The organism is Pseudomonas sp. FBCC-B35, assembly GCF_059133755.1.
On sequence record NZ_CP101439.1, the window covers coordinates 4,065,019 to 4,077,570 of the forward strand.

At 61.1% G+C, this 12,552-nt stretch carries 7 protein-coding genes; 3 read left to right on the forward strand and 4 right to left on the reverse strand.

Annotation, left to right across the window (positions count from 1 at the left end; translation table 11 throughout):
• Positions 1-157: 157 nt before the first annotated feature.
• Both ettA and NMB38_RS18500 read right to left on the reverse strand, forming a co-directional pair.
• Positions 158-1,825, reverse strand: a complete 1,668-nt coding sequence (gene ettA, locus NMB38_RS18495) for an energy-dependent translational throttle protein EttA (RefSeq protein WP_023533201.1) — start codon at positions 1,823-1,825, stop codon at positions 158-160.
• A gap of 207 nt (positions 1,826-2,032) precedes the next feature.
• Complete coding sequence (locus tag NMB38_RS18500; RefSeq protein ID WP_028688085.1) at positions 2,033-2,428, reverse strand: hypothetical protein; 396 nt, start codon at positions 2,426-2,428, stop codon at positions 2,033-2,035.
• Positions 2,429-2,675: 247 nt separating this feature from the next.
• On the opposite strand from NMB38_RS18500, the gene NMB38_RS18505 reads away from it, so the two are divergent.
• The 3 genes from NMB38_RS18505 (at position 2,676) to NMB38_RS18515 (ending at position 8,725) form a co-directional block, all read left to right on the forward strand.
• Positions 2,676-6,497, forward strand: a complete 3,822-nt coding sequence (locus NMB38_RS18505) for a sensor domain-containing protein (RefSeq protein ID WP_236167293.1) — start codon at positions 2,676-2,678, stop codon at positions 6,495-6,497.
• Between the two features lie 251 nt (positions 6,498-6,748).
• The gene (glyA, locus tag NMB38_RS18510; protein ID WP_023533265.1) at positions 6,749-8,002 is read left to right on the forward strand and encodes a serine hydroxymethyltransferase; all 1,254 of its coding nucleotides are present in this window, start codon (positions 6,749-6,751) and stop codon (positions 8,000-8,002) included.
• 135 nt (positions 8,003-8,137) lie between these two features.
• Entirely contained in the window at positions 8,138-8,725 is a 588-nt protein-coding gene (locus NMB38_RS18515) for a hypothetical protein (protein ID WP_145280954.1), read from the forward strand.
• Between the two features lie 145 nt (positions 8,726-8,870).
• On the opposite strand, the gene NMB38_RS18520 is transcribed toward NMB38_RS18515, so the two are convergent.
• Positions 8,871-9,518 carry a response regulator gene (locus NMB38_RS18520; protein ID WP_027915484.1) on the reverse strand — a complete coding sequence of 216 codons (648 nt, stop codon included), beginning with the start codon at positions 9,516-9,518 and terminating at the stop codon, positions 8,871-8,873.
• Between the two features lie 28 nt (positions 9,519-9,546).
• Complete coding sequence (locus NMB38_RS18525; RefSeq protein WP_088523249.1) at positions 9,547-12,447, reverse strand: ATP-binding protein; 2,901 nt, start codon at positions 12,445-12,447, stop codon at positions 9,547-9,549.
• Between the last annotated feature and the right edge of the window lie 105 nt (positions 12,448-12,552).

The window sequence follows — 12,552 nt, forward strand, 5'->3', positions numbered from 1 at the left end:
CCGCTCAGACGGCAACTCAGGCGCGGCCCAATAGATGTCAGCTACCAGAAGGCCTGCCGTAGCCCTTCATGACCTATGGACAGAATCCGAACAAATTGTGAAGCACGCACGAAAATGGGGCCCCTGAGGGCCCCATTTCTGTGCAGCAGACGCTGGCTTATTGCGCCAGCTTCTTGTGACGCACACGGTGCGGCTGTGCGGCGGCATCGCCCAGGCGCTTCTTGCGATCGGCTTCGTACTCGGTGTAGTTGCCTTCGAAGAACACCACGTTCGAGTCGTCCTCGTATGCCAGGATGTGAGTCGCGACGCGGTCCAGGAACCAACGGTCGTGGGAAATCACGATGGCGGCGCCGGGGAAGTCCAGCAGCGCCTCTTCCAGGGAACGCAAGGTCTCGACGTCGAGGTCGTTGGACGGTTCGTCGAGCAGCAGGACGTTGCCGCCCTCTTTCAAGGTCAGGGCCAGGTGCAGACGGCCACGTTCACCGCCCGAGAGGTCCTTGACGAACTTCTGCTGGTCGCCACCTTTGAAATTGAAGCGGCCCACGTAAGTGCGCGACGGGATTTCGTAGTTGCCGATACGGATCATGTCCGAGCCGTCGGAAATCTGCTGGAACACGGTCTTGGCGCCGTCCAGGTCCTCGCGGCTCTGGTCGACACACGCCAGTTGCACGGTTTCACCGATCTCGATGCTGCCCGAATCCGGCTGCTCCTTGCCCATGAGCATGCGGAACAGGGTGGATTTACCGGCGCCGTTACCCCCGATCACGCCCACGATCGCACCCTTGGGCATGGCGAAGGACAGGTTGTCGATCAGGACGCGGTCGCCATAACCCTTGGTGACGTTCTTGAATTCGATGACCTTGTCGCCCAGACGCGGACCGGCCGGGATGTAGATCTCGTTGGTTTCGCTGCGCTTCTGGAATTCCTGCGACTGCAGTTCCTCGAAACGCTGCAGACGTGCCTTGGATTTGGACTGGCGGGCCTTGGCGCCTTTGCGCACCCACTCCAGTTCTTCCTTCATGGCCTTTTCATGGGCGCTCTGCTGTTTGGATTCCTGGGCCAGACGATCGGACTTGGCTTCCAGCCAGCCCGAATAGTTGCCTTCATAGGGAATACCGGCACCGCGGTCGAGCTCCAGGATCCAGCCTGCGACGTTGTCGAGGAAGTAACGGTCGTGGGTAATGGCCACCACGGTGCCGGGGAAATCGTGCAGGAAGCGCTCGAGCCAGGCGACCGAGTCAGCGTCCAGGTGGTTGGTCGGTTCGTCGAGCAGCAGCATGTCGGGGGCCGACAGCAGCAGGCGGCACAGGGCGACACGGCGCTTCTCGCCACCGGAGAGGTGCTCGATGCGTGCATCCCAGGCCGGCAGGCGCAGCGCGTCGGCGGCGACGTCCAGCTGGCGTTCCAGGTTATGCCCGTCGGCGGCCTGCAGGATGGATTCGAGCTTGGCCTGCTCGGCAGCCAGCTTGTCGAAGTCGGCGTCCGGCTCGGCGTAGGCCGCGTAGACCTCGTCAAGACGCGCCTGGGCGTCCTTGATGACGCTGACGGCTTCCTCGACCACCTCACGGACCGACTTGCTCGGGTCCAGCTGAGGCTCCTGGGGCAGGTAGCCCACGTTGATGTCAGGCATCGGACGGGCTTCGCCGTCGAATTCCTTGTCGACGCCCGCCATGATCCGCAGCAGCGTCGATTTACCTGCGCCGTTGAGGCCCAGCACGCCGATCTTGGCGCCAGGGAAGAACGACAGGGAAATGTTCTTCAGGATTTCCCGCTTCGGCGGCACGACCTTGCTCAGCCGATGCATGGTGTAGACGTATTGAGCCAAAACCAAGCCCTCTAATTCAGATAGGTAAAGACATCGACGATCGCCCCAGCGGGTCGGCCAGGGGTCGGGTGTCGTTGAACAAAGTGGACCATTCTACGCCAACGCGCAGTATTTGATAGGAGGCGCCGCGCCGGCGGCGCAGGCCTGAAGCGGTGGTCCGGCAGCAGCGGCCTTGCCCTGTAGTCGCGCCTGGCGAGCAGCCCTTGTTCAGACGTGACGCTGGCGCGCCTTGCCCCGTGGCAGCCGGCAACGGTCGCCCTGCTCGGCCAGGCGCGCGGCCCAGGCGGACTTGACGCAGAACCCGTCCGGGCGCGCAGGTTGCGCAGCGGCGACACGATTGACAGAGGTGCCGGACGTGACCGATGCCGCCGCCGGGCGCGGTGCGTCGGCAACGACTGCAGCTGGGACGGGTGCCTTGGCAGACGTGCGCAGCTCGGCCAGCGATGGCGCCTTGCGCTTGGTTGACGTGGCCGCCTCGGGCTTGGCCAGCGAGCGTTGGCACGATTTGCAGGATACGTCCTCGGTCACGGCAGAGCTGACAAGGGTCTGACTGCTGCGCCCACAGGCGGAATCGAGGCCATTGATGGAAAAATGAGTAACCAAAACCGAACATCTCCCAAGCAGTGTCATGTAAAGCGGGCGGCATTCTCGCACAGCAGGCACGTGCTTGCCGAATACGAGCGGTCGGAAGCATGAATGGCACTGGCACTTTGCCATAATGCTAGGCATGCTAGCCGGTTTCGAGTGGTCGGCTTATAGTGCGCCACCGCGCATCGGTTACCTCATAAAAAAAGCATACGCCATGCCCGACCCCTCCCTGCCATCGCCCGGCCCATCGCAGGATCGACGCTTGATCAAACTCACTCCACCGCCGTCATCGCGTAGCGCGTCCAAGGCGCCCGCTGCCAGTCTGCGCGGGTCGATCAAGGGTGCGCTGGCACTGCTCGCCCTGATTCTGCTCGGGTTGCTGCTGTGGCAGCTGTTCGCGCAGTTCAACCTTACCCAGGCCGAGCTGCGCGACAAGCGTTTGGAAGACACGACCGAACTGGCGGACCACCTGGGTTTGAACATGGCGCTCAAGGCGCAGCAGGCCATCAACCTGCTCCAGCCCTATCCCACCGTGGCGGCACCGGCAGCTGGCGGCTTGGTGGATACGCTGCGCGAACGAATGCCCGCGCTGCGCAGCGTGATCTGGATAGACGGAGCCGGGCAGATCGTTGCCGACAGTGCACCTGCCAGCGACGATCACGCAGTCGTCGGTGAGGTGCTGAGGCTCAACCAGGAGCGGCCCTATTTCTTTACCAATGCGCCCAGCAACGCCAGCGTGTACCTGTTGCTGAGCCAGTCGCCAGGCCAAGGCCATTGGCTGCTGCGCTTGTCACCTGATTACTACCGCGCGCTTACCGGCCATCTGCATGAGGCCGATCAGCTGTTGTGGCTGCTGGAAAACAGCCGTACGGGCGAGGTGCTGCAACGCTACCTGGCCTCCGAGCGCCCCGACGCGCTCTTGCAGAGCGTCATGCTGGCGTTTATCGACAATAGTGCCTGGCAACTGCGCGGCCTGTTCGATGCTGAACAGGCGCGCAACGACCTGCTGCCTGCCTTGATAGGCAAATGCCTGCTGGTGCTGTTCTGCGCCCTGCTCCCGGTCCTGGCCCTGGTCAACATGCGCCGCCGCCAGCGGGCCTTGCAGGAAGATCGCCGGCGCTATCAAGAGATCTTCGAAGGTACAGGTGTGGCCCTGTGCGTGCTCGACCTGTCCAGCTTGCCCGGCCAACTGGACCGCTATCACCTGCGCAACCGCGCCGCACTCAAGCACAGCCTGATGCTGGACCCTCAACTGCGCCGCTCGCTCCTGGCGCAACTGAAGATCACCGAAATCAACCAGGTGGCGCGCCAGCTGCTTCATATCGAAGATCACCAGCAAGCCTGGCAGCGCCTGATCGACGACAGCGGCGACGGCCAGGACAGTGTCGGTATGCAGTTGCTCGACGCCTTGATCGACCAACGCCCGTCCCTGGAGCTCGAGGTGCGCCTGCCTGCTGCGCATGGCGGCGAGCTGCACCTGTGGCTGACAGCGCGCCTGCCGCAATTGCGCCGCAATTACCAGGCCGTGATCCTCAGCATCAGCGACATCACCAGCCGCAAGAAAGTGGAGCTCTCGCTGCTCGAACGCGAGCGGTTCTGGTCGGACGTGGTGCGTACCGTGCCGGATCAGCTCTACGTCCAGGATATCCACAGCCAGCGGATGATCTTCAGCAACCGTCACCTGGGCCAGACGCTGGGGTATGACCGCACGGAACTGGCCCGCATGGGCGACCGCTTCTGGGAGCTGCTGCTGCACCCCGAAGACGCTGCGCATTACCAGGACCTGCGCCAACAGCAGCTCGACAACGGCCATGACTTGCCGCTGCATTGCCAGCTGCGTTTCCGGCACCGCGATGGCAACTGGCGCTGCTACGACATACGCGAGCAGGTGCTGGCGCGTGACGCCGACGGCCGGGTGACGCGCATCATCGGCGTGGGCAAGGACGTGACCGTGCAGATCGAGGCGAGCCAGTCGCTGCGCGACAGCGAACAGCGCTACCGGATGCTGGCCGAAAGCATCAGTGACGTGATCTTCTCCACCGACAGCCAGCTCAAGCTCGACTACGTAAGCCCCTCGGTGCAAAGCGTGCTGGGCTATCACGCCGACTGGATCTTCGCCAACGGGTGGCATTCGATCATCGCCAACCCCGCCCAGCTCACTGGCATCTACGGGTTGATGGAGCGGGTAAGCAAGGCGATGGACGATCCGGCTCAACTGGCCGAACTGCGTGGCCAGTTGCCGACCCAGCTGTTCCTGTTCGACTGCCTGCGCGCCGACGGCCGCAAGATCCCCATCGAGTTGCGCCTGGTACTGGTCTGGGATGACGATCAGCGTTTCGAGGGCGTACTGGGGGTAGGTCGCGACATCAGCCAGCAGCGCCGGGCGGAGAAAGACCTGCGCATGGCTGCGACGGTTTTCGAGCATTCGACTTCGGCCATTCTGATCACCGACCCTGCCGGCTACATTGTGCAGGCCAACGAGGCTTTCAGCCGGGTCAGCGGCTACGCAGTCAGCGAGGTGCTGGACCAACTGCCGAGCATGCTGGTGATGAACGACCAGCAGCAGGCGCACCTGCGCTACATCCTCAAGCAGCTCAACCAGCGTGGCAGCTGGGAGGGCGAGGTGTGGCTCAAGCGCCGTGATGGCGATCACTACCCGGCCTGGGTAGGCATCACTGCCGTGCTGGACGATGAAGGCGACCTGGCCAGCTACGTGTGCTTCTTTACCGACATCAGCGAACGCAAGGCCAGCGAACAGCGCATTCACCGCCTGGCCTACTACGACGCCCTGACCCACTTGCCCAACCGTACGTTGTTCCAGGACCGGCTGTACAACGCCTTGCAGCAGGCCGAGCGGCAGAAGGCCTGGGTGGTGTTGATGTTCCTGGACCTGGACCGTTTCAAGCCCATCAACGACTCCCTGGGCCATGCTGCGGGCGATCGCATGCTCAAGGACATGGCCCTGCGCTTGCTGGCCTGCGTGGACGAGGACGATACGGTCGCGCGCATGGGCGGCGATGAATTCACGCTGCTGCTCCAGCCTCGGCCTACTCGCGAGCTGGCATTGAACCGCGCCATTCACGTGGCCGAAAACATCCTGGGCAGCCTGGTCAAGCCGTTCGTGCTGGAGAACCGCGAGTTCTTCGTCACGGCCAGCATCGGCATCGCACTCAGCCCGCAGGATGGCGGCGAGTTGAGCCAATTGATGAAGAACGCCGACACCGCCATGTACCACGCCAAAGAGCGCGGCAAGAACAACTTCCAGTTCTACCAGGCTGAAATGAACGCCAGTGCCCTGGAGCGCCTGGAACTGGAAAGCGATCTGCGCCATGCCATGGAGCAGAACGAATTCATTCTGTATTACCAGCCGCAATTCAGCGGCGACGGCAAGCGCCTGACCGGCGCCGAGGCACTGCTACGCTGGCGGCACCCTACCCGCGGCCTGGTGCCACCGGGCGACTTCATTCCCGTCATCGAAGAGCTGGGCCTGGTGGTGGACGTGGGTGACTGGGTACTGCGCGAAGCCAGCCGACAATTGAAGGCCTGGCACAAGGCCAAGGTGCGTGTGCCGAAAGTGTCGGTCAACATTTCCGCGCGCCAGTTCTCCGATGGTCAACTGGGCACGCGGATCGCCAACATCTTGGAAGAAAGCGGCCTGCCACCGGCGTGTCTTGAGCTTGAGCTGACCGAAAGCATCCTGATGCGCGAAGTAAACGAAGCGCTGCAGATTCTGGCCAGCCTCAAGAACCTGGGCCTGAGCATCGCGGTGGACGATTTCGGGACCGGCTATTCCTCGCTCAACTACCTCAAGCAGTTCCCGATCGATGTGTTGAAGATCGACCGTACCTTCGTCGACGGCCTGCCCGAAGGTGAGCAGGATGCGCAGATCGCCAGGGCGATCATCGCCATGGCCCACAGCCTGAACCTGGCGGTCATCGCCGAAGGCGTCGAGACCCATGAACAACTTGAGTTTCTGCGTGAGCACGGGTGCGACGAAGTACAGGGCTACCTGTTCGGGCGACCGATGCCGGCGCATCAGTTCGAGGCGCAATTCGCCAATGAGACGTTGTTCATGTTCAATTGAGTCGCCCCTGACCCTGCCCTCACGCGGCTGCCGAAACGCCAGCGGGGCCCATCACGCCCGGCCCGCCACCACGCACAGGCAACGCCAGAAACCGGACCTGAAAGTCAACTCGCATGCCCGCCCAGCCCAGCAACGGCGCGGGATGCAACATGAACCCCACTGGTCCGCGACTTGATGCCACTTCATATGCCAGCGGCGGATCAATGGGGTAGAATGCCCACCCACTTCACCCCCGATCCTTGAGGACCGCCATGTTCAGCCGTGATTTGACCATTGCCAAGTACGACGCCGAGCTCTTCGAAGCCATGCAGCAAGAAGCTCTGCGCCAGGAAGAGCATATCGAGCTGATCGCCTCGGAAAACTACACCAGCCCGGCCGTCATGGAAGCCCAGGGTTCGGTACTGACCAACAAGTACGCCGAAGGCTATCCAGGCAAGCGCTACTATGGTGGCTGCGAATACGTCGACGTCGTCGAGCAGCTGGCCATCGACCGCGCCAAGCAACTGTTCGGTGCCGACTACGCCAACGTCCAGCCGCACGCCGGCTCCCAGGCCAACGCCGCTGTCTACCTGGCCCTGCTGTCGGCCGGTGACACCATTCTGGGCATGAGCCTGGCCCATGGTGGTCACCTGACCCACGGTGCCTCCGTCAGCTCGTCGGGCAAGCTGTACAACGCCGTGCAGTACGGCATCGATGGCAACGGCCTGATCGATTACGACGAAGTCGAGCGCCTGGCGGTCGAGCACAAGCCGAAAATGATCGTCGCCGGTTTCTCGGCCTACTCGCAGGTGCTGGACTTCGCCCGCTTCCGCGCCATCGCCGACAAGGTGGGTGCCTACCTGTTCGTCGACATGGCGCACGTGGCTGGCCTGGTCGCCGCCGGTGTCTACCCTAACCCGGTTCCTTTCGCCGACGTCGTCACCACCACCACGCACAAGACCCTGCGCGGTCCGCGCGGCGGCCTGATCCTGGCTCGCAAGAACGAAGAGATCGAGAAGAAGCTCAATTCCGCTGTATTCCCAGGCGCCCAGGGCGGCCCACTGGAGCACGTGATCGCGGCCAAGGCCATCTGCTTCAAGGAAGCCCTGCAGCCGGAGTTCAAGGCTTACCAGCAGCAAGTGGTGAAAAACGCCCAGGCCATGGCCAGCGTCTTCATCGAGCGCGGTTTCGACGTGGTTTCCGGTGGCACCGAAAACCACCTGTTCCTGCTGTCGCTGATCAAGCAGGACATCTCGGGCAAAGACGCTGACGCGGCGCTGGGCAAGGCGTTCATCACCGTCAACAAGAACTCGGTTCCTAACGACCCGCGCTCTCCGTTCGTCACCTCGGGCCTGCGTTTCGGCACCCCGGCCGTGACCACCCGCGGTTTCAAGGAAGCCGAGTGCCGTGAGCTGGCTGGCTGGATCTGCGACATCCTTGCCGACCTGAACAACGAAGCGGTGATCGACGCCGTGCGCGAGAAGGTCAAAGCCATCTGCAAGAAGCTGCCGGTCTACGGCAACTGATCGCTGATCGCCCACTGGAAAGCCCGGCCAAGTGCCGGGCTTTTTGCATCCTGCGTCTGGAACCCGTTCCGGTTAGTCCCCTCGCGCGTGTCGGCATAGCCTCCTGAGTGCATTCATGAACACTGGAGGTATACGATGAATCACAAAGCGCACTCTTTTCTCGCGACACTGCATGCAGCTGATTGCCCGTTGAACACCTTCGACAGCATGACTAGCGGCAATGTGGTACTGGAAAGCCCCCTGACCACGCCTGGATACGCCGTGGACGGCGCCGCTACGCTGGGTGCACTGAATTGTTCCGAAGACGATTGGCACCACGGTCAAGAACTGGGGCTGGTCAATTTCGAGAAATCCTCTGCTGTCCTACCCCTGTTGCTGTATTTCCGGCACAGTGAGGACGGCTACCGCCTCTACGTTCGCAGCGGAGCACATCTTCGTAAGGGGATTTTCGCGACAACGCATGGTCTGGTGGAAGTGAAGCGCATCGAGCAGCAAGACCCTACCGCTTGGAAAATCACCGAGGCGTCGAGCGGTAACGCGTTTGATCTGACAACCAGCGAAGGTGACCAGGTCGATATCAAACTGGAAAGCAAGGCAGGGCCGTGGGGACGTCATGCGCTCTACCCTGTTGGCGACTATTCGGTATGTCACGCCAATGCAGTTGGCCGCTCGCTCAAATTGGTCATTCAGGAGCGGAATGTAGATTGGCTCAAGCCAGCGTAGCGCTTTGAATGATGATCGTCGGCTGAAGACCTATAGGATGCCCAGCGAGTAGCTGGGCTTTTTGCGCTGCGGGTCCAATTGTCTGTACGCATGTCATCAGGGCCACGCACCGGCTGGGCAACGCCTCGCCAGGCACAGAACCTCGTTACTGAAACTGCCTGGATTCGATACAGTAAGTCAGCAAGTCCTGGTCACTGTCGACGTTGAGCTTGCGCATCGCCGACACCTTCTGGGCGCTGACTGTCTTGTTGCTGCGCGACAGTTGCCGCGCGATATCACCTACGGTCATGCCAGTGACAAAGAGCCGGACGACTTCGAGCTCCCTGGGGGACAGCTGATTGAAGCGGGCCTCGACCTTCACTGCTTCGCGCACCACGGATGTAGGTGGCGGCAACGGGCTTCGGTACCGACGCCGCTTGCGGATGGCACTCAGCGCTTTTTCGATTTCATCATGCAGGTGGTTTTTTTGGATGACCCCTGCCACACCCAGTTCCTGAAGCCGGGAAAGAATCAACCCATTGGAAATCATGGTCAGAATGAGGACCTGAGTGTCCGGGAAGTGACGCAGAATGTACTCGATGAGCTTGAAGCCATCTCCGTAGGTACAATCCCCCGGCATATTGAAGTCGGTGATCAGGGTGCGGGGGTTGTGCAGGCGCAGTTGATCGATCAATTCCGATGAGTTGGTGGCTTGACCGACGACTTTATAGCGCCCGATGCGTTGAACGACTTCACGCACTCCCAACAGGACGATGGGATGATCGTCAGCGATGACAACCTTGTGATGAGGCATGCAGAATTACTCCATTAGGGGACAAGGCTCATCCGGGAATCTCGTCTGACAAGCGCTGCGCGACCTTGGCAAGCCGCCTGCACAGAGCACGGACTTGCCCGCCCAGGCGTGCGTCGAGCGGCAGCTCCTGCAACATGTTTTCCAGCCGTTGACATGCGCCGTACAACGCCGTGGCATTGATGCTGGCCAGTGCACCGCTCAAGCTGTGCAACCGTTGTTCGACCAGAACCGCATCGTGCTCGATCACCCCCTTCTCCAACTGTTCGATATCGCTGGCCAACGTCTGGGCAAGCAATTGGCGCATGGGCTGGGACAGTTGAATCCAGCCTGAAAAATCATCCCTGCCCGGGTCGGGTGCAACGTGAGTGTCAACCGTTCCAGGGCAGTGGTTCATCAGTACCTGCCGAAGGGTACCAAGGCTCAGAGGCTTGACTATCCACGCGGTCATACCCGCTTGCAGGCAGCGCTCACCTTCTTCGCGCAGTGCATTGGCGGTGATGCCGATGATAGGTGCTTCGACACCTGCCTCTCGCAGCGCCCGGGTCAGCTCGTAGCCGTTCATCCTGGGCATGTTGATGTCGGTGATGACCATGTCGAAACGCTTGGATTGCCAAAGTTGAAGTGCCTGGTGGCCGTCAGCCGCGACGGTTGGGTAAGCCCCGATGGCTTCGAGCTGCTCACGCATGACCGCCTGGCTGACTGGGTTATCCTCTGCCACCAACACGCTCAATTTCAACGGCGCAGACGGCGCCTGCGAACCCTCTTTCGGCACAGGCACCAAGACCGGCGAGGAGGCCACAATGGGCAAGCGTATGAACAGGGAAAAGCTGCTCCCCAGACCGGGCTCACTGACCACGCGCATGGTACCGCCCATCGACTCACTCAAGCGTGAACAGATGGAAAGCCCGAGCCCTGCACCCCCACCTTCCTGCCCTGCGGACACCTGATAGAACGGTTTGAACAGATGCTCCAGGGCTTTTTCAGGGATACCTTTTCCGGTGTCCGTCACTTGCCATTGCAACAACACATCCTGGTCGCTTCGCTCTTGAACGATCAGGCGCAGACGTACGCGTCCGGAGGGGGTGAACTTGATCGCGTTGCCCAGCAAGTTGTGCAGGATCTGCCTGATTCGCCCGGCATCTCCTTCCACCCGTGCAGGCACTTGTGCGTCGATTTCAGCCTCAAGTTGCAGCCCTTTACTTTGCGCTGTGGCCTCGAAACTGGCATGCGCATCGTCGACCAGCTGACGCGGATCGAATGCGGCATGCTCGAAGGCCATCTGCCCAGACTCGATCTTGGTCACATCCAGAACATTACTGATCAGCTGGAACAGGACTGTCGACGAGGTTTCGATGATTTGCAGGTAATGCCTCTGGCGTTCGCTGAGTTCGGTCAGCGACAGCAGCTCAAGGTTGCCCAGCACACCATAGAGCGGGGTTCTTATCTCATGGCTCATGGTGGCCAGGAAAACGGTCTTGGCTTCATTGGCAGCCGTTGCACGCTGGTGGGCCTGATTGAGCTGCAATTGCTCGCCAACGTGGCGGGTGATGTCGTTGCAGCCGCATAGAAACACGTCTTCTCCGTCATAACGGGTAGCGACCGCCACCACCTGGACGTAACGCCCATCCACCAGCAGGCACAGTTCGCCCGGCGCCTGGTCACCGTGGTTATCACGCAGCAGTTGCAGCACCGCTGCGGTAACGCCTAGGTGTACCGCGCATTCGTTTTCCAACAACACCCGGTGATCGTGGCGCCTCACGACGCACAGCCCGACCGGCACGTTGTGTAGGATGATGCGGCTGAAGGCCTCGCTTTCTGCAAGCCGGACTTGTGCTCGTTGGGCGGGCCGAACAATGCGCGACTTGTACCAGTGATTGACCCAGAGCCCTAGCAGGATCGCAGCGATGATTGTCAACGCCAGGCCAAGCAGCGGCCATTTGGCGTAGCGCAGAAAGTCCCCGTAACTGATGGCATACAGCCCAGTCCACGCGTCTCCCGACGACGACATCATCTTGAAACGCAAGCCGCTACGGTTGAAGCTCAGGCCAAGCGGCGCCAGATCACCCTTGCTGCGCTCTCCCATCAAGACCTTGCCATCCGGAGAAATCAGGGTGAACTGGTTGTAGACCGATAACCTGAGCACACGCTCGAATTCGTCGATCTGCTCCGTATCCATTACGGCAGCCAAGACCATTGTCCGGTCGCCCGTCGTACTCGGCTTGAGGGTGTGCTCAAACCCCAACTTCAGAAGCGCCACCATGCGCAGGTTGTCGTTGTAAAGGCGTGCTGGCGCTCGCACCCAGTGGACATGCTGATCGGGTAGCAGGTCGGGTTGAGCCAGTAAGTGCACCAAGCGATCAACCACGGTCACATAATGGTGAGGCAACAGCGGCTGATGCTGACGTTGGTCGCCAGCCGCGGGGACGGCAATGCTCGCGCCGGTTCCCCGTTCGAGCACGAACAGCTGAGGCGATGCGTAGAACGAGCGGGCCCAGAACCCCCCGTAGTAGTCGGTCAGACGCAACCCCAACCCCAAGGCGCCGCGTATCTCCTGAGCCCGAAAGTCGCCGGTGTAGGCCAGGGTGAAGGGTAAGGAGAGTTCGAAGCCTTTTGCCTTGACCAGTGTCTTGCCATCGACGCTCGTCGAATCGAGCATCATGACGCCCTGCTCCACCGGCGCAGGAAGCGCGCGACCGGCTGGCATGCTGTTGGCGAGATTGCGCAAGAAGATCTCATGCTCATGGATGATTTCGATCACCCGGGCAAAATGGAGCTCCAACCGCTGCTGTTCCGATTCCAGAAGGCGCGATACTGCCCAATAACAGGTACTGGACAACAGCAGCATGAGTCCGCTGAGCAGCAAGATGGCTTTGTTCAGGCGCTGAGAGCTGCGCGCAAGTTTATCCATGCGCAGGCTGGCATTTTTCATGGTGTTGATCGTCGACATCACGTTATGAAGATGAGAGTGCTCAAACAGACACAAAATTCATGCCATATGACAGCACATTGCAGATGCTGAAACGTTTCTTCGATA